Source organism: Candidatus Bathyarchaeota archaeon, from assembly GCA_026014745.1.
GTDB lineage: Archaea > Thermoproteota > Bathyarchaeia > Bathyarchaeales > Bathycorpusculaceae > Bathycorpusculum.
This window is the reverse complement of sequence record JAOZHS010000001.1, coordinates 845,903-868,236: the sequence shown is the minus strand read 5'-3', so window position 1 is coordinate 868,236 and position 22,334 is coordinate 845,903. Positions and strand designations below refer to the sequence as shown.

Below are 22,334 nucleotides of genomic sequence, written 5' to 3'. Positions count from 1 at the left end.
GGTCCTATTGACTGTTTTTAGCGTTAATAGTATGTTGAAAAACTGTGCTAAAAACGCGTTAATGGAAAAAACGGAAGGGTTTAGGTTTTCCAGTCGGGTCCAGCTTTCTTGCCTAACGCCAACACTTGGATGTGCCCAATTACGATAATTATCATCCATATCGAGGAGTAGAAGAAGTAATACACGAAGAGTTCATGTAGCTTGACTTCTCTAAAACCGAGTTTTCGCGAAAACCCATAGAAAACCGCGGCGGTTATGGCGAACCCAGTCATGGAGATTAAGAGGATTTTTAGTATGTCTGCCGTCGCTAACGAAAGCAGAAAGATGGGCAGGGCGATGTTGAATTTTACTGAGAGGAACAGGGAGAAAACCAGCAAGCCATTATACATCCAGAGGCTCGGAATCATGGCGCTGAGCATAAACACAGCCACCGAGGGATAGAGGAAAAATAGGCTGGGCAAGAAAACCTGCGGCTTCTTCACAAACCGCCCAACCAAGTCGCGCCACCAGTCTTTAAGCCACAATGCCTGTCCAATAGCCCACCTTCGACGTTGCGTGAACCATTTCTTCCAATCCGAATGCACAACGTTTTGGACTTCCACATCATGAGTATAGGCGAAGCTGCTGTCTTCAAGAAAAGCCCGAGTAGCGATGTCGATGTCTTCGGCGACGACTTTGCGGAAGCCATGGACTTTCTCGAAGGTTTCACGTTTAATCGCGAAGGCTGCGCCGTTGACAGCTGGACATTTATGCATATAACGGCTGGCAAGCCATGAGCTAATGTTGAAGGTTAAGTATTCGTAGTATGCCATTTTGGAGAGGAAAGACTTGTCTTTAGTGACACGTTTTTTGATGTCGACAACGTCGGCGGTTTGGGTTTTCATGACGATTTTTCGCAGGTAATCGGGGTCGTTTGGGATGCTGACGTCGGAGTCTAAGAAAACCAGCACTTTACCGCTAGATAACTTTACGGTACTGTTGAGCGCGTTTGCTTTGCCGACGCGTTCCTTGTTAACGACAAATTGAACGTTGGGGCGCTCAAGGGTTTTGATTTCTTCTAGGAAAGCGTCAGTGGGTTGGTCTACGGTGACAAAGATCTCTTTGGACACGTTTTGGGCTGCCAATTCATCAAGCATCCCTGCTATCTGACTGGACTCCCTGAATACCGGGATGAATATGCTGATGTCGGTGTCCACTGCCATCCCCATTGAACGAAAGATACAGTTTGCTATTGACAACTGCCTTTTTAAATTATTCTAAAAAAAGAGCGACCAAGCGCTCTCTGAAACGTCAAAATACGGGAAAAAGCAGGCGACTCGGATAATTTTTCGAGTTTTTTCCGTTTTGTGGTAGGTAAATTATTATTTAACGGCAAGAGATGCTACTCTTGCTATGACTAAGGTTAAGGCTATCAGCTTATTTTCAGGCGGACTTGACAGCATACTTGCCACCGAACTCATACGGCGTCAAGGCATAGAAGTCATTGCGTTTAACGTCAAAACCCCTTTTGGCATCCCCAAAAAAGACGGCAAAACCGAAGCCGAACAAGCCGCAGAACAACTCGGCGTCCCCCTCAAAATCCAAAACGTCGAATCAGACTACATTCGGATGCTGAGGCACCCTAAACATGGATATGGCAAAAACCTCAACCCCTGCGTAGACTGCAAAATCTTCATCCTAAAAAAAGCCAAACAATACGCTCGCGAAGTCGGCGCCGACTTTCTCTTCACAGGCGAAGTTCTGGGTGAGCGCCCCATGAGCCAACATGGACCCGCCCTAAAAACCATAGCACAAAAAGCAGGACTAACAGGAAAGCTTCTGAGACCGCTTTCAGCGAAGTTGATGGCGGAGACCGAGGCGGAAAAGAAGGGGCTGGTGGACCGAAGCAGGCTGCTTGCGATTTCGGGGCGTTCCCGCAAACCCCAATTCGCGTTAGCCAAGGAATACGGCATCACGACGTATCCGTCTCCTGCGGGGGGTTGCCTTTTAACCTGTGAGGAATACGCCAAAAAGCTAGGCGACCTCTTTGAGCACAAAACACGGGTTTCAGCGGCGGATGTGGCGTTGCTGAGGTTTGGCAGGCATTTTAGGGTGGGCAAAAACAAGTTCATCGTAGGCCGCAACGAAGAAGAAAACAAGTATTTAATCGCACATAAAGTCCCCCTTGACTTTTACTTTGAAGCCGCATCCAACATGGGACCTAACACGTTGCTGCAGGGGCCCAAAACCAAGCAAGCCATCAAAACCGCCGCGGAGCTAACCGCCTCTTATTCCGACGCTAAAACGGGGGAAGTATCGGTAAAGTACGGTCGTGCCTGCCTTGACAAGTCTATTTTGGTTTCGGTGCCTTCGCGGACAGATGTGGATAAGCTACGGGTAAGCTACCAAAAATTCAAGCTGTAACTGCAAAAAATTTATCCCCTAACCGCGACATATATGCTGTGGGGTTTAGGGCTTGCCTGTTGAAACTAACCGCATGTTAGGCGGCGTCGGCGCAGCATTCACAGTGGTCGGAGCAGTCGGCACCGTCATATCTTTGTTTTCGTATGGAGATTTATCTGCAGGCGGCATAACATCGACCAGTTTGGGGCTGTCTGCTGTCTCTGGCGTAGCGGGGTTCGTCGCGTTTATCGGGTTTATCCTGTTTTTGATTGCCATGTATGGCTTCTCCAATGACTATCAAGAGCGCCGCATATTCAGCTACATTATCTACGGCATCATCGCCGCCATCATCTCGGCGGTAGTGGCGCTCGGCGTTATGTTCATGGTCTTGTTCAGCAATATAGCAGCCTTAATACCCAGCTTTGACCCTTCCCAGCCACCGTCACAATCCGATATCATGTCCCAAATCTTACCATCCATAACGCCGATTATAGCTGTTTTCGCAGTAGTCGGGGTGGCTCTTGTTGTTTTGGAGGTTTTGGCATTCAGGCTGTTAGCTAAAAAATCAGAGGTACCCCTATTCAGGATGGGCGGCTTAATTCTGTTGACTGGATCAGTCTTATCTGTGGCTATTGGTGTTACGTTTGCGGTTTTCGCCGCAACTGGCTCCCTAGATTATCGCATGTTGTCCATATTAGGGGCGCCGGGCGGATTAGTTCAGCAAGCGGGTTGGGTAGTGTTAGCCTTTGCATTTTTCAGAATCAAACCACCACCCCAGCAGGTGTTAAACCCCGCGTCGGAGGTTTCTTATTGCAGCCACTGCGGAGCCCAAAACCCATCCGACGCTACCTACTGCATTCGCTGCGGACAAAAACAGCAGTCGACTATTTGATGGGCAGGGTAACGGTGAATTTTGTGCCTTTGCCCATGACGCTTTCAAACGTGACGGTGCCGTCTAATGCCTCGACAAGGCGCTTCACCACAGCTAAACCTAAGCCTTGACCCTTAGATTTAGTTGTCACCATTGGCGTGAAAAGTTTAGGCTTAACATCCTCAGGAATACCTACTCCACTGTCTTCAATGACAATTAAACAGGTTTTGCCGTTGGTTGAGGTGATGACGGCTAAGTCGCCGCCGTCTGGCATAGCCTGAATCGCATTTATAACTAGGTTGGTTAGGGCACGTCGCAGGAAGGTTTCGTCGGTCTCCAAAATCCTAACCTCCGAGGCGTTGAGTCTTAGATTTATGTTGCCGGGAAGTTTTAAGGGCTGAACAACCCCGCAGATTAGGTTGGGCAAATCAACACGGGTTTTTTCAGGGTAAAGGGGACGGGCGAAGTCTTGGAGGTCTGCAACGATTTTGTTGATGTAGGTGATGTTTTCTTCAATGCTGTTTAAACTTTCAAGTACGCTAATTTTTGATTCTATTTCGGGTATATTAGCTAAATCCATTTTGATAAGGTAAACATCGCTAACAATTGCTTGAAGAGGGTTACGTATGTCATGCCCCACCATGCCTGCGGTGGCGCCGATAACTGCTAAACGTTCCGCAACTTGGAGTTTTTTGGCGGTTTCACGCGCCTCTGCCTCAGCTCTTTTTAGGTCTGTCACGTCTCGGGCAGCCGCAAAAACGCCTTGAATTTCACCTGCCTTATTCTTCAAAACCGCAGCATTATACATAACTTCAGTTATTGCGCCAGATTTATGTTTCATTGCTAAGGGGAAATCTCGAATTTTACCCTGCAAAATAACACGTTTGTATCCACGTTGAGCTTTTTGGGGGTCAGTAAAGTATTCAGAGAAGTCGCTGCCGACTAATTCTTTTCGAGTACATCCTGTCACGAGCACGGTAGCGTGGTTGACGTCCGTGATTTTTCCTTCAGGGTTAATTGTGACTATGGGGTCAAGGCTAGCTTCAAAAAGGCTGCGGGTGTATTGGGAGGCTTGCTCAATTTTTTTGGCACGCTCCTCATCTATCAACTCTAAACTACGGGTGTAATCTTGTAGTTTGTCGCTCTGGTATTTGCGTTGGGTGATGTCTTCAACAGTTGCTATACAAAATTGGGGTTCCCTGTTGGCATCAGACACTATGGTTCCTGAGAGGTTAAACCAGATGTCTTTGCCGTCTTTACGTTTGCAGTGTCTTTCGACACTGAAATGGGTTTTTTTCCCCGTTTTTAACTCCTGTACCAAAGATTCCGCAAGCGCAGAGTCACAGTAACTGGAAACCTCCGAGTACCGTTTACCCACAAGCTCCTCTTTACTAAAGCCCACCATATGCTCCAACGCTGAGTTAACATCGATAATGCGACCTTCCATATCGCCAACTGCAATACCAAGTGTCGTCTGCTCAAAAATGGTCCGGAAGCGTTCTTCACTTTGCTGCAACGCATCTGAAGCTTTTTTGTGCGCGGAAATGTCTTTTGTGATTACGGTTACCCCATCCTCCGAGGGAAAAATTGTTGTTTCTAAATAAGCAGTTCCAGAAACACCACGCCACTCGAATCGGCGCATTTCTTTTTTGGCAATCGCAGCCATTACATTTTGGTAAATGATTGTTCCTTTGGCTTGAGGCAAAAGGTCGCAGATGTTTTTGCCCACTACACGCTCAATTTGCAGATTAAAAACTCTGGCGAATGCTGGATTAACATATGTGATTATGGAATTGTTATCTAGCGCTATCACACTGTCTTGTATGCGAGAAAGAACTTCAAGCAAACTTTTATTTTGCCACATAAATCGTTACATAACTATTGGATAATCCGCTTTTAAAATTTGGCTTTCAGACAGAAAGATTGAAAACCCTACAAAGTAAAGATAACCAGCGATGTAGCATGGTGGACACAGTTTATTTACATTTAGAATTCCCCCGTAAAGAAGGCGGCTGGTCAATCAATCTGCCTTTCCTCTGCACTAAATGCGGCGTATGCTGCATCCTTGACGATTTCTTAACCGCGGGTCCCCTAGTATCCAAGTCTGGTGTACCCCCCGAAGTCGCCGCCAAACTCAAATCACTCTACGACAAACTTGCAGACCTAATTGAAGAGGGCGAAGAACAATACGACAACTACACCCTGCACACGCCCTGCCCGTTTCTTAGCAACAAAATCTGCAGCATCTATGAAATTCGACCCGAAGGCTGCAGACGATTCCCCAACACGCTCTTTGGCATGCAAGCAGACCACTGCGAAGCTTTAGACCGTTTTAGACAGCAACGCATCGCCTTAAAACGCGGCAGAACCACACAAGAAAGCCTCCACTTCACCGACACCGAACCGCATCAGTCCAGTAGATTCAACCAAAAACAATACCAAACCTGCATAACCAAACTAAAAAAAGCAGGCGCAACAGCTGATGAGTTGGCTCTTTTTGAGACACTAAATCCCTAAGAAGCCTCAGTTAACGCTGAAGGGGTATGCCTACGCAGCACCCCAATATGCTGGGAGAGGACAGGCAGCAGTTTTTCAACCGCCCAAAATGCGACAGTCGCGTAGAGGATGCCGCCTAAAACGTCCACAACATAGTGTTCACCCAAGTAGACGGCGCTAAACCATGTTCCCACAGGAATCGCTGCAACAGGCAAAGCTTTCCACCGCCAAACTTTGAACGCAAACAGGAACACTAGCCAAGGAATAGCTGAGTGCATGCTGGGAAATGCCGCGTAAAGGTTGGGGCTGAGGAAATCGAAGAGCGTCTTGTAGACAGGTATGCCAAGGCTAACATCAACTGAGCCAGTTAGAACCCGAAGAACTTGGGGTCCTGCGTAGGCGACGTTGTAGGTTGAGCTCATTTCTATCCATGGTGGCGCGACGGGGTAGAAGAGGAAAGTTATCAGGGCGGCGTAGGTGCAGATGCCGAAGGCGACGATGTATTTCCAGTAGTTTTTGGGGCTTTTCTTCCAGAGCACAAAGGCGAAGAGGGTGGGAACAAAGAAGTAAATGGAGTAGAAGAAGGCGCCCATGTAGTCGAGGAAGGGTGCGCGGATGGTTTCTTGAAGCGTTAAGCTTGGGATTTGTCCAAAGATGCCTAAGTCGACGTTGAAGGGTCCCAAGTGGAGGTTGTTAGATATGGTTCCGACTACGCTGTACATGATTTCGTAGGAGATGAAAACCGTGATGAACGGTAGCCAATCCTTCACTACCCGCCAAGTCCGCTGATTATAAGCTGCATAGATAAGGATGCCTAAAACCAGCAATTCAGGTCCAGGGATAATATGGTAGGTGAGGCAGAAGATGGTTATCGCTATCAGGTACAGGGCTGGGAAAAGCAGTGAGAAGAACCGCGAGGAATGGTAGTCAAAGGATATTTTTTGCTTGGGTGTTTCGGCTTCAGTGTTTTCGGCATCGACCATGTAAACGTTAACCTGCAACGTACAGTGCATGGACCTTTTAAATGCCTTTTCCTAAATCACGCCAAAATCAAAAACCGCTAACCAACAGTAAAATCTGCACCTCAAACACCCATATCAGGGCATCTTGACGCTTGAAGATAACAAAAAAAGCCCCGTCTCTGCCAACAAATTCGGCAGCACCCGCACTTGGCTGTTCTTTCTCACGTATGCTGCCGCGTCGATGCGGATGCTTCTCTGTTTACAGTAGGCTTGGAAATCCGCTATACCCAAAAAATGCAGGTTAGGCGTATCATACCAAGGATAGGGAAGGGCTGCGGTTACGGGGACTTTACCGCGGAGCATCTGGAGCCGCGCAGAGAGATGGACGAAGTTGGGGAACCCCACGATGACGTTTTTCCCCACCCGTAACGCCTCCGTCAAAGCGTAATCGGGCTTTTTGACCTGTTGCAGGGTCTGGTTTAGGATAACGTAGTCAAAGGTGTTGTCGGCGTATTCCGAGAGTCCCGAGTCGATGTCTTGCTGATAAACACTCAGCCCCGAGGCGACGCAGCGTTGTATGGCGGCTTCGCAGAGTTCAATCCCCTGTGCATGTACCTGTTTTTGGGCGGATAGCAGGGTGAGGAGTTCGCCGTCTCCGCAACCAAGATCCAGCACGGAAGCACCCTCTTTGACCCAGCCCAGTATGATTTTGTAGTCGGTTAGGGTTGATTTCAATTGTTGCTGCCTCCGTTGTAGCCGTTGGCGACTGCTGATAGGAAGTGCCCGATTAAGCGGGCTTCTTGCTCGGTTTCGAGTAGGAATGCGTCATGTCCATAGGTTGAGTCCAATTCACAGTAGGATGCCTCAACGCCCCCGAGTTTGCATGCCCGCGCGATGTCACGTGACTGATAGGTGGGGTAGAGCCAATCCGATTTGAAGGCAATCACCAGCACCTTCGCCGCCAAACCCCCAAAGATGTCGGCTAAGTTTCTGTTGCCGTTTAGGAGGTTAAAGTTGTCAAGTGCCTTGGTGAGGTAGAGGTAGCTGTTGGCGTCGAAGCGTTTAACGAAGCTGTCGCTGCGGCTATGCAAGTAACCTTCGACTTCGTATTCAGCGCTAAACTTAAACGGCGCCTTGTCGGGGCGGGTGCGTCTGCCAAACTTTTCTGCCATCGAAGCGTCGCTCATGTAGGTTATGTGTCCAATCATCCTTGCCAACGCCAACCCACGTGTAGGCGGAGAAGCAGAGGGGTAGTTTCCGTTTTGCCAGTCGGGGTCGGAGAGGATGGCTTGGCGCCCGACTTCGTTGAAGGCGATTTGCTGAGGAGTATGCTTAAGCGTAGTAGCGATGGGGACGGCTGCGCGGATGCGGTTGGGGTAGCTGGTCATCCACTGCAGCACTTGCATGCCCCCCATGGAACCCCCGACGACTGCAAGCAACTTCTCAATACCCAAATGGTCAATTAGGTGCCGCTGGGCATGGACGATGTCACCGATGGATACCGCAGGGAAGCCTGTGCCGTAGGCTCTGCCTGTCTCTGGATTGAGCGAGGAGGGTCCTGTGGAGCCGCGGCAGCCCCCCAAAACGTTAGAGCACACAACAAAAAACCGATTTGTGTCGATGCCTAAGCCTGGTCCGATGAGGTTGCTCCACCAGCCCCCCTCACCTGAGACGTGGCTGTCGCCGCTTAACGCATGCAAAACAAGGACAGCGTTGGATTTGTCTTTGTTTAATTCGCCAAACGTCTCGTACGCCAACGTTACGGGGCCGAGGGTTTCGCCTGACTCTAGCCTGAACTCGTTGGGTGATGTGGCGAAGGTGTAGGTTTGGGGGGTGGGGGTTTGCGTTTTTTGTGCCTCCGAGTTGGGTTAGGGTTGGGTGGCTTTTTGTAGTGCTTGTTCGATGTCTGCGATGATGTCGGCGGGGTCTTCGATGCCTATGGATAGGCGCAGGTAATCTTCGGTGACGCCTGTCTGGGCTTGTTCTTGGGGGGTGAGTTGCTGATGGGTGGTTGAGGCGGGGTGGATGACGAGGCTTTTGGCGTCGCCTATGTTTGCCAGATGCGAGAGGAGCTGCACGTTTTGGATGAAGCGTTTGCCTGCTTCTTTGCCGCCTTTGATGCCGAAGCCGACGAGTCCGCCAAAGTTGCCGCCGAGGTACTTTTGGGCGAGGCTGTGGCTTGGGTGGCTGGGCAAACCCGGATAATTAACCCAACTTACCAGCGGATGCGCCTCAAGATACTGGGCGATTTGCAGCGCGTTTTGGCTGTGTTTGCGTTGCCGTAGCGGCAGAGTCTCCAGTCCTTGCAGGAATAGCCATGCGTTGAAGGGGCTGAGGCATGCGCCTAGGTCTCGGAGCAGTTGAACGCGGATTTTAACCGCTAACGCTATGTTGCCGAAGGCTTGGGTGTATTTGATGCCGTGGTAGCTGGGGTCGGGTTCGGTGAATTCGGGGTAGAGCCCGTTGTTGTAGTTGAATTTGCCGCCGTCGACGATGATGCCGCCGATGCTGGTGCCGTGTCCGCCGATGTATTTGGTTGCGGAGGCAACGATTATGTCCGCGCCCCATTGGAGGGGTCGGGTTATACCGACGCCAACGGTGTTGTCCACGACTAGGGGGACGCCTGCTTGGTGCGCGATGGCTGCGAGGGTGGTGAAGTCGGGGACATCGAGTTTGGGGTTGCCGATGGTTTCGCAGTAGATGGCTCGGGTGCGGGGGGTGAGGGCTGCTTTGAATGCGTCGGGGTTTTGGGAGTCTACGAAGTGGGTTGTGCGGGCGAGTTTGGGGAAGGTGTAGTGGAGGAGTTCGTAGGTTCCGCCGTAGAGGTTGTTGGCTGCCACGATTTCGTCGCCGACGCGGGTGATTGCGAGTAGGGCGAGGCTGATGGCGGCTTGTCCTGAGGCGGTGGCTACGGCTGCGGTTCCGCCTTCGAGGGCTGCGACGCGTTTTTCGAAGACGTCGTTGGTGGGGTTGCCCATGCGGGTGTAGATGTTGCCGAATTGTTTTAGGGCGAAGAGGTCGGCTGCGTGTTGGGGGCTGTTAAAGGTGTATGAGGCTGTTTGGTAAATGGGGACTGCTCTTGCGTTGGTTGTGGGGTCGGCTGTTTCTTGGCCGGCGTGGATGGCAAGAGTGTCGGTTTTTTGGGTCATTTTGTTTTTTCTCCGTTAGCTACATGGTTGGATAACGGCGTTATATTGATTTTTGCGAAAAATATTCCAAAAAGAATATAACCGCTGCCGCACAATACAACCCCATGTTCCCCACCGTAGAAGACATCGGCAGAAGACGCCGCCAACTCGGCCTCAAACAAAACGAACTCGCCAAAGCCGCAGGCGTCAGCCAATCCCTCATAGCCAAACTCGAAGCAGGCACCATAGACTCCAGCTACACCAAAGTCAAAACCATCTTCGACGTCCTAGACCGCCTCGAATTCAAAACCAAAATCCAAACCGAAAAAGTCGTCCACAACGAAGTCGTCACCGTCCAAAAAACCGAACCCGTCTCCAACGTCGTCCAACTCATGAAAACCCATGGCTACAGCCAAATCCCAGTCTTCGACGGCAAACACTCCGTAGGCAGCATAAGCGAAAAAACGATTATGCGAGAAATCCTCGCCGGCAAAGAACTAGAAGACCTCTCCACCATGTCCACCGAACAAATCATGGACGAAGCCTTCCCCCAGATTAGCGACGACGCCCCCATCTCACTCATCACCAGCCTTCTGCAAACCTACCCCGCCGTGCTCGCATCCAAAAAAGGAGTCATCGTCGGAATCATAACCAAAGCAGACCTGCTACGCATGCTTTAGGCGCATATATTTTAATTATAATGCCGTTATATCCATCTTGACAGTTATGAGCGCCCGATGCGAAACCATAGGCAAATACGTGCTGCCCGTCTTCCGCGCCGAAGTAGCCAAAGAACTAGTTAACACCTACCACCTCACCCAAGTGGAAGCCGCGCAGAAACTCAAAACCACCCAAGCCGCCGTCAGCCAATACCTAAACGCCAAACGCGCCACCAAAGGCACCCAAGACTTCAACGACATCGTCCCCAAAATCCAAACCACCGCCAAACAAGTCGCCAACCAGCTTGCCCACCAAGAAACCACATGGGAAAAAGTAACCGAAGACTTCTGCAAACTATGCGTCACCTTTTATGAAACCGAAGAAAACACCACAGGCGACAACTACAACATATAACACAACCATAGAAATGCAATTAAAATGCATCTGTCTTCATTGCTGAAATAGTGAATGAGCTAAAATGTTGCTAAACTGAATCATGAATCAGTACTTTCGGATTTAGAAGACACTTTAGCTTTGAAATTTCGCATAGTTTTTATGTCTTCTTTTCGAACATATGCCTTACGTGACAAGTAATCGACAGGTTTATCATCTTTAATTATCTGCCGTAACCTAAAGGCTTCCATATTAAGCTGTTCTGTGTTAAATAAGGCTTCACAGCGTCGTATTTCAGTTGTGCTTAAGCTAAGAAAATGACTAAATTGTTCAGCAGTAAAACAGGAATCGGGTGGATAAAAAGTAGATATTTTATCAGAGTTAATTACTCGATAATAACCATAGTCTTTCTTGTTAAAGATACGAACCTTGTTGGGCATTGTGTTAATCTGCCGCCACACGCTTGCATCGACCTTTGGGCGCTTGTGCTTTCGTCCAAATGCATTAAAACCAAATCCAAAGGCGATTATGTCTTTGGCTGCTACAGCATCGGTAGTTTTTGTTAGTCTACCTGAGTTTAAGTTATATGCATACAAAAAGCTGCTCTCTATCATTTCATGCCTCTTAAGAACCTTTAGAACGTTCATACAATCTCTTTTTGCAGTGATCATATTACGCGCTGAAAAATCGACATAGAAAGCATTAATGCCATAGTCAATGTAAAATTCCATTAACTGCCTTGTGTTTGTGTAAGAGAGCGTTGGGATAACACCCATTATGGGCTTTTCATTAATCACTCTGAGGTAATCGATTGATTGTTTTAAAAAAGAAAGGTATGTTTCGAATTTATCCTGAGACCCAATTATATTGGAAACAATTTCGGGCGTGTTTGGTACGGGAACAATTTCTGAATTTGCGTGAGCTGTATCAAGCACGAACTCCCAACTTTGGGACGAAGGATACGTTTGGAGATTACACTCTAAGATGCACAAATTTATTTCGTTACTTGATGACTTCCTAAGTTGGGATTTTATCCTCTGATCGAAATTATTGGTTGCCGCTGTGTTCCGCACTAATTTTTCTAAAGGTGTTTTTTGAGTTTCAATTTCACAATAAATTTCATTTAGGCCTCTTGTTATTGGAGCTACTTGTTCATCATTTCGAATTAAATTGTTATTATAGGCAACTATTGGTGTCCTTATAGATTGTCCGCTTGTGCGAATTTCTTTTGTTATGTAAAGTGATTCATCACCTTTATCTGTGTCAATTGGGTGAACTGAAAGCTTTGTCATCGCCGTACACTCGAATTTGATGGCCTGAATGATGATTGGTACAATTTCTTGAAAAGCTTTTCCTTAAGCGATGCGTCGATAACACCCAAATGGTTCATTCTATTCAATAAACCCTCAGTTCCCATTTTCTCCAAACCTAAGGCATCTGCAATTTTTCGCCCAGCACCCTCATCGATAATACAACAATAGTCAATACCCAGATGTTTTAGTTCAATTCCCTTCTGAATAACCTCAACCTCTGCATAGTCTAGCATGGGGTATCTTTTTTTGAAAAATGTGAACTCATCTTCAGGTATTTCCTGAACTTCGATCCAGTGTTCTTCAACTGCTTTTGCAAGTCGGCTTTTTCCAGGTTCTTTTTTAACTTCCTCAATTACACCAGAGGTAACTGTTACTCTAAAGCCCATTGAACATAATGCCTTTAGATAATCTCCATCATCCATCTCGGTCATAAAAGCAATGATAACAGATGAATCTAAAATGAGCAAAACCATGTTATCACGCCGAGTAAACCTTTATGCCGTTAAGGTGGAGTAAATTAATGAAATCTTCCTGTATAACACCAGCTATTTGGGCAGCTTTACCAAGACTAACTTTGCTTTTTCTAAATAGGCAAATTGCAATTTCCTTACGAATTTTTGAAATACGCTCAAATTCAACTGACTCAACTCTCATTTTCGGATATGTATAGTAGATAAAACCGAGCAATTCGTCTCTCGACAGATCGTTCAAAAATGTTTTGATTTCAGTAATAAATTTCTTTATATCCTCAGAGAATTCTAGGTCTACGCGCTCCCTGATTTTCTCGCCTATAGGGGTTAGTTTCTCTTTAGTTCTATCAACAATGCCTTCTATCCGTAGATGATCTAACTCTTCATCAGCTATTTCACTATAAGGGCCAATGAAATCTGCCTCAAAATCAGTTTCTTCTTCAAGTTCTGGAAGATTCTGCGCGATTAGAAATAACTCCTTTTGAAACCACAGTTTGCCCTTAAGCTGTTCTGAACAATTGCCTCCCAGAAGAAGTATACTGATTTTTTGAGTTAACGAAAGGTCGTCTATGGCAGGGAGACTATGCTTGTCCATTATTGTTCTCTCATTTTTTTCAAGTGTAACTACTTATTTATGACAAGTACTGCCCGTTTCACTATTTATGTCTTGTACGCAGTGTTGTATATGGCTTGTTTTATTTTGTTTTTTTATTGTGAAGTTTGTTTTTATGGGTGGGTTGGTTTGTGGGGTGGTGGCGGTGTTTTTGCCTGTTTGGGCCATGCTAGTGCCCGCTTGCATTGTGCTGTTCGCTGCTTTCTTTTGCGTTCACGAATCTATTTGCTGTCTATTTGGATCCTATTAGTGGTTCTATGCAGAAACTATAGAGGGGTAGGTCAGTATTAGCGCAGAAACAGTCCATTAGCCTGTTGGACTTCTATTGTCTTTTCAGCTTAAGGAACCAGCACCGCGCGGCCCACGATTTTGCCCTGCTTTAGCCTAATCAACACGTCTTCGGCTTCGCTTAGGCGATATACGTTCCAGTCGACGCGTATTTTGCCCATCGAAGCCAATCGCAATGTTTCAATCATCGCTTCCCGCGTGCCTATTACGCTGCCGATGATGCTGTGTTCTTCGGGGAACTGCACTGATATGTTGCCAAACACGCCCATCAAGACGGTTCCGCCGCGTTTCACTACCCGCATGGCTTGGTCTACCGCGCGTTGGCTGGGTGCGTGTACCATGACGATGTCCGGGCGTCCGTGGTCAAGGATGAATTGATCCAACTCTGCGGAGGTCAAGGCGTGGTCGCTACCAATGTCTTGTGCCAGCCGCAACTTCTCCTCCGACGTATCCACCGCAATCGTCTCCGCGCCCGCCAACTTGGCAAACTGCAGCGTCATGTGCCCCACACCGCCGATGCCAATAACCGCCACCTTCTGCCCAATACGCACATTAGCCCGCTGCACAGCATGATACGCCGTAACCCCCGGACAAAACAACGACGCACTCTCCTCAAACCCCAAATTGTTGGGCAACCGATACACAAACGCAGCCGGCGCCACCACATACTCAGCATAACCCCCATCAACGGTCTCGCCAGTGGTTTGGCGTTTGAGGCAAAGGTTCTCGCGTCCCGTAAGACAAAACTCGCAAGTCCCATCCGTATGCCACAAAACCTGCATCCCCACCCGATCGCCCGGCGCAAACTCCGTCACGTCACAACCAACCTCCTCCACCACCCCAGTGATTTCATGCCCCGGAATAATGGGCAACTTTGCGGGAACCCCAAACGCCTTGAGCTCGCCCTCGATCATGTGCAGATTGCTGTAACAGACCCCGCAGGCTTTGATTTTTACAAGCACCTGATCAGATGTGGGGACGGGATTGGGGACGGTGGTGTAGATGAGGGGGTGGTTTTCGATTTTGTCAATTCGGGTTAAGAGTTGGGCTTTCATGATTTCACATCAAACGCAAGGAGCCTGTTTATTGGTCAATTCAGCAGCCTTTTAACGGTATGTGACTGCTAAGGTACAGTTACACCGTAGGAAAGCAAGTTATCGTTTAAGGGCTTTTTCCCCCACAAGCAAACCTTCGAACATAAACCAAAGGCAGGCAGAGACCTATGGCAACCCTTTTATCACCAAAACATTTCTCCTATACTGATGATTTATGCCCGCAGTTAAAGACATCATGACCAAAGATGTAGTCACCATCGAAACCAGCAAAACCGTCTTTGAAGCCGCCGAACTCATGGCAAAAAGCGGATTAGGCTGCCTAATCGTAGTCATCCAAGCCTTCCCCGTCGGAATAATCACCGAACGCGACATAGTCCGCAGAATCGTAGCCAAACGCGCCTCACTCGACCTCAAAGTAACCGAAGTCATGACCAAAAGCCTCATCACCATCGACCCCGACACATCCCTCCGAGAAGCCGCACGCGTCATGTCCACCAACAAAATCCGCCGCCTCCCCGTCCTAAAAAACAACAAACTCGTCGGCATCGTAGTCGCCTCAGACTTCGTCCGAAACGTCGGCAAAAAAACCACCACCGAAGAAATCCTCGACGCCCTAGGCCGCTACCCCACCGGACCCGTCACCTAACAACTTTTCTTAAATAATCAACGGTTGATGCCCATAGGCGTCTGATGTGTGGTGCCAGTAATTTTCAAAATAGTTCTGTACCAGAACAACAAAGCTTGGATTATTCGACCAAAGGCTGGGGCCCACACCCAACTGCCCAAGAGGAGACAAAGAGACAAGGACCTCCTTGCAATCATATAACCCCACAATGGCGGGCGGGGCATCAGCCAAGTATCGAATTTCAAACGTCGGATACTTCAAGAGCGCTTGAAGGGTTTTTTGAGCTTCCAATTTTGGCACAAAATAATCCGTGACAACCTGAATTTTCACACCACTATCGAGCGCTTTTCGAAAGTCTCCCCGAAAAGTCACCAAAGCCGCCTTGAAACGGCTGCTTGAAGTTACCACGCTTACGCTTGTTTGGGCTTGCAAAAGGGCGTCTTTGAGTTTTTCAATCAGGGCTTTATGTTGGGGCACCAGAATGAACTCGGCAGCGGTTTCACATTCTTTTTTGGCAGGATTTGTGTTAATGTCGTTTAATAGCGCGCGGGTTTTCTTTTTGAGTTCTTGCTGTTGAGTAGTTTTCTGTTCGAGCAGAAAAGGCAAAACTTGCAGAGGAGAGATAGCTTCGTAACTGGCAGGTCGAGTCATGATTTGTTCGACTAACCCTGCTTTTTGAAGCGCTGGAAGAATTCGGTAGATGTCGGGACGAGCGATTTTTGAGGTATCAGCGAGTTCTTTGGCGGTAAGGTGACCTGCGGTTTGAAGAAGGGTAAGGTAGGTTCTGGCTTGGTTGTTGGTTAAACCTAGTTCAGTGAGGGTTTCTATTTTTTCGGAGCTTTTCAGTAAGACCACCCCCAGTTGAATACAACCGCAATTGCTTAAATTGATTCAGTTTTGATTTAAAATTTTCGCAAATGTAAGTAGAACCCCCACTTACCACCTTATATAAGCACAATCCAGGCAACCTCTTAGTCTCCGAATAAAGGAGAAAAACGAAATGAGAAAACCAAACTTTAACAGGAAAACATCAACAACCCTCACATTGCTTCTAATATTTGCCATGGCTTCTACACTAATGATACTGCCAACAGCAATAGGCAATTACCCACCCATCCACTACTCAACCTACAACTACGTCGCAGCATCCCCACCACTTGTCGGCGTCGGACAACAAGTTCTCATCGTCTGGTGGCTAAACGCGCTACCGCCAACCGCTGCAGGCGCCATCGGAGACCGATGGATTGGCTACATAGACATCATAAAACCAGACGGAACCAACGAAACCTTTGGTCCGCTTACCTCTGACTCAGTGGGCGGGGGATACATGTCCTATGTCCCCGACGCAGTCGGCAAATACACCTGTGTATCCCGATTTCCAGGTCAAACCTTAACAGGCGTACCCGGCAACACAAACAGCCAATACGTAAACAACACCTACGCCGCCAGCACAAGCAAACCCGCCTACTTCGAAGTCCAAGAGGACCCCATACCTAACTATCAAGAAACACCTCTACCAACCGACTATTGGACTCGCCCAATTTATGACGCGAACCGTGGCTGGGGAGATGCAGTTATGGGTCAATGGCTGGGTCAACCTTGGGATACCACACTTAGCCGAACAGTCGGCGTCCAAAATCAGGCTGCAGTGCTTAGCCCCCACGTTCTTTGGACTCGCCCTGCATGGACAGGCGGCGTCATGGGCGGCTACGGCGATGCATCCTTCTATAATGGCATTGCATACGAGACTTTCTCAAGTCCTTTGGTCTGCTTAGACGGCATGGGCTACTATGCGGTGAATAACCCGCCTCGTCAAGGCTGGTTCTGCATTAACCTCTACAATGGACAAACAATCTACTTTGAAAACAACACCAATGGTCAATACACAATACCTGCCATGGGTCAAATCCTCAACTATGAAAGCCCCAACCAAGGCGGCGGCTTCTCATATCTGTGGCGAACATCCGGAGTCACGGTTCCCGCAGGCAGCACAAGCACAAGCACTTATGAAATGCTAGACGGCTACACCGGAAAAGCTATTCTAAAAATCGCTAACGTAACGCAGCCTTTGCTGAGAAACGGACAGCCAGTTTATGTTTATTCATTCTTTGGGCCATCCGTTCTTAGCACGGGAGCAACTGGAACACAATTCGCTGATACATGGGGCGGAATATGCTACCTTAACTTTGCCAATTTAGGCACGGATGCAGCTCCGAAGTATTTCATGCAAATCTGGAACACCACCTACGCTATATGGTGGCGACCCGAATACGGAGTCTACCCTCCTGCAACGCTTCCTAACGGCACAACCAACATAGCCATGACGGACACAGGCAACGACTACTGGATGTGGCGACCAGGCTCAGCAGCAGTTGGGCAATTTGGCGCAACAGGTTACGGCAAAGTCTACGACGGCACCTACGGATACTCAATGAACGTATCTGTCGCTGACATTAATGGACCCAGAAACCCCGTTGTTAACCAAACAGGCAGTATTCTTCAGATAGTACCTGATGAATTTGTGCTGGTTGGATGCGGCGGACAAAACGACGGACGTGGAACCGTTCAAGGTTACATACGCGCTTACAGCTTAGCACCCAACACTTGGGGGCAAACGCTTTGGACCACTACTTTCACGCCTCCCGCAGCCTCAGATACCTTCCCCAACTCAACCTATAATGGCGGTGTGACTTTCGGCGGAGCAGACTCATACACAAACACCTTCTGGTTCTCTGAAGCAGTTACGGGTAAACAATGGGTTTACAGCCTCACCACTGGACAAGAATTATGGACAAACACCATTGATTCAGCTTGGTCCTACTATGGCGCACCAATGCAATTCCACAACGGCAAAGCCTACACAACTGGCCCAGGCGGAGCAAACTCTGAATGTGCCTTCGGCATTATAACCTGCTTTAACGCCACCACTGGACAATTCCTATGGAACTTCACAGCGCCAGACATTGGATATCTCGAGAGCCAAGGCTCAACCTACACGCCGCTGGAATTCCAATTCTTCGTTGACGACCCTATTACGGGACACACATACATGTACGTTGACGGCTCAACAGGATGGGCGGGTCAAACCGTTCCAATCAGACGTGACAGCGCTCTTATCTGCATAGACTGCGACACGGGCGAGATGGTCTGGAGATTGGAAGCTTACCCCAACCCTGAAGGCTCCTGTAAAGTCGTCATCTCGGACAGCCGCATCATCTACCTCGATGCACGCGACGACAACATCTACCAACTCGGACGTGGACCCAGCGCAACCACAGTATCGGCACCTCAACTCAACCCAATCCTTGGCTCAAGCGTAACCCTCGTCGGAACCGTCACTGACCAGACAGATTCAGGCAGAATTAACATTGCAGGCAGCGTAGACTTCACCCTCAAAGGCACCCCCGCCATCTCAGATGAGGACATGGCAGCATGGATGGAGTACATGTACCAGCAGCGTCCCATGCCACAAAACGCCCAAGGAGTCCCAGTCATATTGACTGCGATTGACCCCAACGGCAACTACATCACCATCGGCAACACTACAAGCGACGTCACAGGCACCTACGGACTTAACTGGACACCTGAAGTTCCCGGAACCTACCAGATAATCGCAACCTTCCCCGGCTCCTACGCCTACGGCAGTTCATTTGCACAAACCTACATGAGCGTCTCTGAACCCTCAGCCACCCCATCACCAGCAGCCCAGATTACTGTCCCAGCTAACGAAATGTACTTCATAGGCAGCACAATCGCAATCATCATCGCGGTAGCCATTGCAGCAGCAGCAATCATTTTAGTCCTCAAAAAACGACCCTAAACACCTCTCATTCCTCTCCCTTTTTTATTTCCCGAATTTTGTTAATTGCCCCACACCCAAGGGCGCATACCCACACACAAACGTTAGGAATATGCATACAATTTAACGTTTAAATGCCTAAAAATATCAAAACACATCTGCTTGAAACCATATTTTTTGAAATCGAAAGCCTAATAATCCACCATGTGCAGTATCGAAGACTCACACAAAACGGAGAGATGGGGACGACAGAAGTCATCACAATATTGGGTTTAGCAGCGGCGGTTTTCTCAACAATTTCGCTGCTTCCACAAATCCTCAAAGTCTGGAAAACAAAATCAGCCAAGGATGTTTCCTCAGGGATGTTTAGACTCTTCTGCGGAGGAGTAATCCTATGGTTTACCTACGGAATAATCGTAAAAGATTTACCAATCATAATGGCAAATGCGGCAGCGTTTGCGCAATCAGTCACGATGCTGGCATTTAAAACGAAATTCAAGTAGCCAACAAGACAATTGCCTGAAGATGCCTATAATCGAGAGTCTTTAGGCAAGCACCACAAATTTTTGTAAAAATTATATGAACATTCAGAATTTGCTGATTTTAGTGCATTTTTATTCGAGAATTACGTGAAAAAACTTATAAGAGATCCTAACAGTATAACCGAAAACAGAAGAGAGAAGCAAGGATGCTTTTTAAAAGTAAATCCGTAGAAGGCGCCATTTTTGACATGGATGGCACAATGTTTGACACAGAAAGGCTACGCCTTAAAATGTTAAAGCAAGCCTCCAAAGAAATCTACGGAACCGAAATCTCAGACCAAATCCTCTATGACTCCTTCGGGGTAAGCGCTGTAACCGCAGAAAAAATCGCGAAAAAAGTCTACGGACAAAATTACCCCTATAAACAAATTCGAGCCCGCGCAGACGAACTTGAAAGAAGCTACGTAAGGGAATACGGCGTACCCGTCAAAGACGGCCTCTACAACCTGCTTGAACGTCTCAAGAAAACAGGTGTCCTCATAGCGTTGGCAACGTCTAGCCGCAGGGAAATCGCGGAAGAATATCTCCTAAACGCGAAGGTGCAGCGGTTTTTTGACATAATGGTCTGTGGCGAAGAAGTAGAGAAAGGAAAGCCTGACCCAGAGATATTTCTTAAAGCTGCAAGTGAATTAAACTGTGAACCCGGCAGCTGCGTTATCTTTGAAGACTCCCAAAACGGCCTCTTAGCAGCAAGCGCGGCGGGCGGAATACCCATATTCATTAAAGACATAAAGGAACCTGACCCTGAAGTCAAAGCCCTTGCGTTTAATTCATATGAAAAAATGACGGATTTTCTCGAAGAACTCATCGCTCAGATGCCTAAAATGCATCCGCCCGCGCTCAACGAGCATTTTCCCCAGAGCATAGGCTACCACGTTGCGGGTATTCATGGGTTTGGCGCGATAGGAGGCGGATATTTAGCACAGATTTTTTCGCATTGGGACGGATACACTCGACCTCGAGAAATAATTGGAGCCACAAACAATAGCCTCATGCGCCAACTAGTTAACGCCCTGGGAAAATATCGAGTGAAATACGAGAGCTTAGCGTACTTCCAGACGATAAGTCACGTAGCCATCATTGACATGGATGAAGAAGCCCAGATGATTGAGATGTACAAGAAATCTCAGATAATCGGACTATCTCTCCCCGAACAGGCGATTCGCACACAATCAAAGTTAATCGGCAAGGCTCTATTAGAAAGACACAAATGCACAGGCGAAAACCTCACCATACTTATCGTCATGAACAAGGTTAACTCAGCCAAATTCGTAAAAAACCACGTTGAAAACGCCATCAAACACATCGCAGGCGAAGAGTTAGCCAAAGAAATTATGAAAAAAACGTATTTCAGCGAAACCGTCGTTAACCGCATGGTCGCGAAAATCCCCGATGACCAAGTTCTCGCGAAGATACAAAACGAATTACAGTGGATGCATAAAACCATCGTTGCTTATCAGGGAAAAATGAAGGAGATTTTCGAGTTCTCAGAAACCTACCTAGAAGACATGGATTCCACAAAACAGAACGAGCCAGCCAAAATCGAGAACAAAGCAATTTATCAAACAATTAACATCGCGGACAATGTCACGGTTGTAACACAATTCGCAGAAGAACTCTCAAAACTAAACGTTACCCTGTTTAGCAGCGAACCAGACATGCCAATTTATGCCAGCAAAGGCAGCCCGCTACTGGAACGACTAAGACAAGTAGTGACTGTTGAGAACATAAAAACTATGCAGGAAATCAAAAACAAACTCTCAAACGGAACCCACGCTATAATTGCTTGGTACTCCGCGATTCTGGGATACAAAACCATCGGTCAAGGCATGGGTGACTACAGAGTCTCAAAACTCGCTGAGAGCATAATCAAAAACGAAATCAAACCTGCCCTTTTAGCAGAGAACCCTCATGCCAAACCCTACATTAACGCGATAGCTTCAAACTTTATCAAACGCTGCCGCGCCTCCTTCAAAGACGAATGCATACGCGTAGGAAGAGACCCTATGAGAAAACTTCACGCGGGAGAACGTGTAATCGGCTCAATCCACCTTGCTCGAAAACACGGCTTAGAAACCATAGGGTTAGAGTTTGGAGCCGCCTGTGCAATCATGTACTCCGTGTTAGCCATTGACAAAAAAGATGTCGAAGCTCAAAAAATCAAACAACTCTACGAAAAACAAAACTCCGTCGAAGACGTCCTATCCTACTGCGGAGAATACAACAAAGCCAAATACGTTGGTCTGTCACAAAAAGAAGACCGCGAACTAATTCTGCGCATCCAAGAACAGTTTGACAACCTAAAACGGCAGCTAGAGGAAAACAAAACAATTAACAACAGCTAATTTCTGAAATAGACCTAAGAGTAGGGTTAGAAAAAATCGACGGTTATTCAACACTGTAGAACGGTTGAGCCGCAGAGTCTTGCTTCTCTAGGGGCAGAGACTTTACAACTCTAAGGATACTGGCGGTTGGACCCGTCGTGATGTATATGATTTCAACTTCTGGAAACTCGTTTTTTATCAGTTTTCTTACTTTATCAAAGTCTTTGTCACGAGCTCTAAGAATTATAGCGCGTGGCTTAACTTTGTAGCTCGTTTCCGATTCCAGAGGTACCGCTGGGCAAAGTTCCTCGTCGGAGGTTTCTTCTTTTTTTAGAGGAGGCTGAACTATCATGTTAATCAAATCCATTCATATTTTTAACAAAAAAAATAAAGGGGGAAGATTTTTTTGTCAT

The 22,334-nt window shown here is 47.7% G+C and carries 20 protein-coding genes and 1 pseudogene; 9 read left to right on the top strand and 12 right to left on the bottom strand.

The window, feature by feature from the left end:
- Positions 1 to 80 precede the first annotated feature (80 nt).
- Positions 81 to 1,208 carry a glycosyltransferase family 2 protein gene (locus tag NWE92_04690; GenBank protein ID MCW4028926.1) on the bottom strand — a complete coding sequence of 376 codons (1,128 nt, stop codon included), beginning with the start codon at positions 1,206 to 1,208 and terminating at the stop codon, positions 81 to 83.
- A 184-nt stretch (positions 1,209 to 1,392) separates the two neighbouring features.
- Here NWE92_04690 and NWE92_04685 point away from each other — a divergent pair, with 184 nt between their 5' ends.
- Together NWE92_04685 and NWE92_04680 are read left to right on the top strand one after the other, a co-directional pair.
- Entirely contained in the window at positions 1,393 to 2,403 is a 1,011-nt protein-coding gene (locus NWE92_04685) for a hypothetical protein (GenBank protein MCW4028925.1), read from the top strand.
- Between the two features lie 52 nt (positions 2,404 to 2,455).
- Positions 2,456 to 3,274: a DUF996 domain-containing protein gene (locus tag NWE92_04680; GenBank protein MCW4028924.1), complete on the top strand. Its 819-nt coding sequence runs from the start codon at positions 2,456 to 2,458 to the stop codon at positions 3,272 to 3,274.
- Here the strand turns inward: NWE92_04680 and NWE92_04675 are convergent.
- The gene (locus NWE92_04675; protein ID MCW4028923.1) at positions 3,267 to 5,117 is read right to left on the bottom strand and encodes a PAS domain S-box protein; all 1,851 of its coding nucleotides are present in this window, start codon (positions 5,115 to 5,117) and stop codon (positions 3,267 to 3,269) included. The two genes, NWE92_04680 and NWE92_04675, sit on opposite strands and share 8 nt — an antisense overlap.
- 98 nt (positions 5,118 to 5,215) lie before the next feature.
- On the opposite strand from NWE92_04675, the gene NWE92_04670 reads away from it, so the two are divergent.
- The gene (locus tag NWE92_04670; protein MCW4028922.1) at positions 5,216 to 5,770 is read left to right on the top strand and encodes a YkgJ family cysteine cluster protein; all 555 of its coding nucleotides are present in this window, start codon (positions 5,216 to 5,218) and stop codon (positions 5,768 to 5,770) included.
- Here the strand turns inward: NWE92_04670 and NWE92_04665 are convergent.
- From NWE92_04665 to NWE92_04650, 4 genes and pseudogenes are all read right to left on the bottom strand, one after another.
- Positions 5,767 to 6,750, bottom strand: coding sequence for a phosphatase PAP2 family protein (locus tag NWE92_04665; GenBank protein ID MCW4028921.1), 984 nt, complete (start codon positions 6,748 to 6,750; stop codon positions 5,767 to 5,769). The genes NWE92_04670 and NWE92_04665 overlap by 4 nt on opposite strands.
- A gap of 96 nt (positions 6,751 to 6,846) precedes the next feature.
- Positions 6,847 to 7,446 (bottom strand): methionine biosynthesis protein MetW, encoded by a 600-nt coding sequence (metW, locus tag NWE92_04660; protein ID MCW4028920.1) that lies wholly within the window; start codon positions 7,444 to 7,446, stop codon positions 6,847 to 6,849.
- Positions 7,443 to 8,546 (bottom strand): annotated as a pseudogene (locus NWE92_04655) (homoserine O-acetyltransferase). Before NWE92_04655 ends, metW begins: the two are co-directional and overlap by 4 nt.
- 33 nt (positions 8,547 to 8,579) lie before the next feature.
- Positions 8,580 to 9,860 carry an O-acetylhomoserine aminocarboxypropyltransferase/cysteine synthase gene (locus tag NWE92_04650; protein MCW4028919.1) on the bottom strand — a complete coding sequence of 427 codons (1,281 nt, stop codon included), beginning with the start codon at positions 9,858 to 9,860 and terminating at the stop codon, positions 8,580 to 8,582.
- A gap of 104 nt (positions 9,861 to 9,964) precedes the next feature.
- On the opposite strand from NWE92_04650, the gene NWE92_04645 reads away from it, so the two are divergent.
- Both NWE92_04645 and NWE92_04640 read left to right on the top strand, forming a co-directional pair.
- On the top strand, positions 9,965 to 10,519 hold the full coding sequence (locus tag NWE92_04645) for a CBS domain-containing protein (GenBank protein ID MCW4028918.1): 555 nt from the start codon (positions 9,965 to 9,967) through the stop codon (positions 10,517 to 10,519).
- 46 nt (positions 10,520 to 10,565) lie between these two features.
- Positions 10,566 to 10,913 carry a hypothetical protein gene (locus tag NWE92_04640; protein ID MCW4028917.1) on the top strand — a complete coding sequence of 116 codons (348 nt, stop codon included), beginning with the start codon at positions 10,566 to 10,568 and terminating at the stop codon, positions 10,911 to 10,913.
- 80 nt (positions 10,914 to 10,993) lie between these two features.
- Here the strand turns inward: NWE92_04640 and NWE92_04635 are convergent, their stop codons facing one another.
- The 4 genes from NWE92_04635 to NWE92_04620 all read right to left on the bottom strand — a co-directional run bounded on the left by NWE92_04635 (position 10,994) and on the right by NWE92_04620 (position 14,631).
- Complete coding sequence (locus NWE92_04635) at positions 10,994 to 12,184, bottom strand: hypothetical protein (protein ID MCW4028916.1); 1,191 nt, start codon at positions 12,182 to 12,184, stop codon at positions 10,994 to 10,996.
- On the bottom strand, positions 12,181 to 12,678 hold the full coding sequence (locus NWE92_04630) for a hypothetical protein (GenBank protein MCW4028915.1): 498 nt from the start codon (positions 12,676 to 12,678) through the stop codon (positions 12,181 to 12,183). The genes NWE92_04635 and NWE92_04630 overlap by 4 nt, the downstream gene beginning before the upstream one ends.
- Before the next feature lie 4 nt (positions 12,679 to 12,682).
- Positions 12,683 to 13,270 carry a UPF0175 family protein gene (locus NWE92_04625; protein MCW4028914.1) on the bottom strand — a complete coding sequence of 196 codons (588 nt, stop codon included), beginning with the start codon at positions 13,268 to 13,270 and terminating at the stop codon, positions 12,683 to 12,685.
- Positions 13,271 to 13,626: 356 nt separating this feature from the next.
- Positions 13,627 to 14,631 (bottom strand): alcohol dehydrogenase catalytic domain-containing protein, encoded by a 1,005-nt coding sequence (locus tag NWE92_04620; protein ID MCW4028913.1) that lies wholly within the window; start codon positions 14,629 to 14,631, stop codon positions 13,627 to 13,629.
- 214 nt (positions 14,632 to 14,845) lie between these two features.
- Here NWE92_04620 and NWE92_04615 point away from each other — a divergent pair, with 214 nt between their 5' ends.
- The gene (locus NWE92_04615) at positions 14,846 to 15,277 is read left to right on the top strand and encodes a CBS domain-containing protein (protein MCW4028912.1); all 432 of its coding nucleotides are present in this window, start codon (positions 14,846 to 14,848) and stop codon (positions 15,275 to 15,277) included.
- Between the two features lie 9 nt (positions 15,278 to 15,286).
- On the opposite strand, the gene NWE92_04610 is transcribed toward NWE92_04615, so the two are convergent.
- Positions 15,287 to 16,111: a hypothetical protein gene (locus NWE92_04610; GenBank protein ID MCW4028911.1), complete on the bottom strand. Its 825-nt coding sequence runs from the start codon at positions 16,109 to 16,111 to the stop codon at positions 15,287 to 15,289.
- A 145-nt stretch (positions 16,112 to 16,256) separates the two neighbouring features.
- Here NWE92_04610 and NWE92_04605 point away from each other — a divergent pair, with 145 nt between their 5' ends.
- From NWE92_04605 to NWE92_04595, 3 genes are all read left to right on the top strand, one after another.
- Positions 16,257 to 19,076, top strand: a complete 2,820-nt coding sequence (locus tag NWE92_04605) for a hypothetical protein (GenBank protein ID MCW4028910.1) — start codon at positions 16,257 to 16,259, stop codon at positions 19,074 to 19,076.
- Between the two features lie 218 nt (positions 19,077 to 19,294).
- Positions 19,295 to 19,558, top strand: coding sequence for a SemiSWEET transporter (locus NWE92_04600; GenBank protein ID MCW4028909.1), 264 nt, complete (start codon positions 19,295 to 19,297; stop codon positions 19,556 to 19,558).
- Between the two features lie 185 nt (positions 19,559 to 19,743).
- The gene (locus NWE92_04595; protein MCW4028908.1) at positions 19,744 to 21,942 is read left to right on the top strand and encodes an HAD-IA family hydrolase; all 2,199 of its coding nucleotides are present in this window, start codon (positions 19,744 to 19,746) and stop codon (positions 21,940 to 21,942) included.
- A 43-nt stretch (positions 21,943 to 21,985) separates the two neighbouring features.
- On the opposite strand, the gene NWE92_04590 is transcribed toward NWE92_04595, so the two are convergent.
- On the bottom strand, positions 21,986 to 22,288 hold the full coding sequence (locus NWE92_04590) for a hypothetical protein (protein ID MCW4028907.1): 303 nt from the start codon (positions 22,286 to 22,288) through the stop codon (positions 21,986 to 21,988).
- Positions 22,289 to 22,334: the final 46 nt, after the last annotated feature.

Excerpts from the sequence above, each read along its gene's own strand:
- NWE92_04690 (MCW4028926.1), bottom strand. The coding sequence starts at position 1,208 with ATGGGGATGGCAGTGGACACCGACATCAGCATATTCATCCCGGTATTC.
- NWE92_04685 (MCW4028925.1), top strand. The coding sequence starts at position 1,393 with ATGACTAAGGTTAAGGCTATCAGCTTATTTTCAGGCGGACTTGACAGC.
- NWE92_04675 (MCW4028923.1), bottom strand. The coding sequence starts at position 5,117 with ATGTGGCAAAATAAAAGTTTGCTTGAAGTTCTTTCTCGCATACAAGAC.
- NWE92_04670 (MCW4028922.1), top strand. The coding sequence starts at position 5,216 with ATGGTGGACACAGTTTATTTACATTTAGAATTCCCCCGTAAAGAAGGC.
- NWE92_04650 (MCW4028919.1), bottom strand. The coding sequence starts at position 9,860 with ATGACCCAAAAAACCGACACTCTTGCCATCCACGCCGGCCAAGAAACA.
- NWE92_04645 (MCW4028918.1), top strand. The coding sequence starts at position 9,965 with ATGTTCCCCACCGTAGAAGACATCGGCAGAAGACGCCGCCAACTCGGC.
- NWE92_04640 (MCW4028917.1), top strand. The coding sequence starts at position 10,566 with ATGAGCGCCCGATGCGAAACCATAGGCAAATACGTGCTGCCCGTCTTC.
- NWE92_04635 (MCW4028916.1), bottom strand. The coding sequence starts at position 12,184 with ATGACAAAGCTTTCAGTTCACCCAATTGACACAGATAAAGGTGATGAA.
- NWE92_04630 (MCW4028915.1), bottom strand. The coding sequence starts at position 12,678 with ATGGTTTTGCTCATTTTAGATTCATCTGTTATCATTGCTTTTATGACC.
- NWE92_04625 (MCW4028914.1), bottom strand. The coding sequence starts at position 13,270 with ATGGACAAGCATAGTCTCCCTGCCATAGACGACCTTTCGTTAACTCAA.
- NWE92_04620 (MCW4028913.1), bottom strand. The coding sequence starts at position 14,631 with ATGAAAGCCCAACTCTTAACCCGAATTGACAAAATCGAAAACCACCCC.
- NWE92_04615 (MCW4028912.1), top strand. The coding sequence starts at position 14,846 with ATGCCCGCAGTTAAAGACATCATGACCAAAGATGTAGTCACCATCGAA.
- NWE92_04605 (MCW4028910.1), top strand. The coding sequence starts at position 16,257 with ATGAGAAAACCAAACTTTAACAGGAAAACATCAACAACCCTCACATTG.
- NWE92_04600 (MCW4028909.1), top strand. The coding sequence starts at position 19,295 with ATGGGGACGACAGAAGTCATCACAATATTGGGTTTAGCAGCGGCGGTT.
- NWE92_04595 (MCW4028908.1), top strand. The coding sequence starts at position 19,744 with ATGCTTTTTAAAAGTAAATCCGTAGAAGGCGCCATTTTTGACATGGAT.
- NWE92_04590 (MCW4028907.1), bottom strand. The coding sequence starts at position 22,288 with ATGGATTTGATTAACATGATAGTTCAGCCTCCTCTAAAAAAAGAAGAA.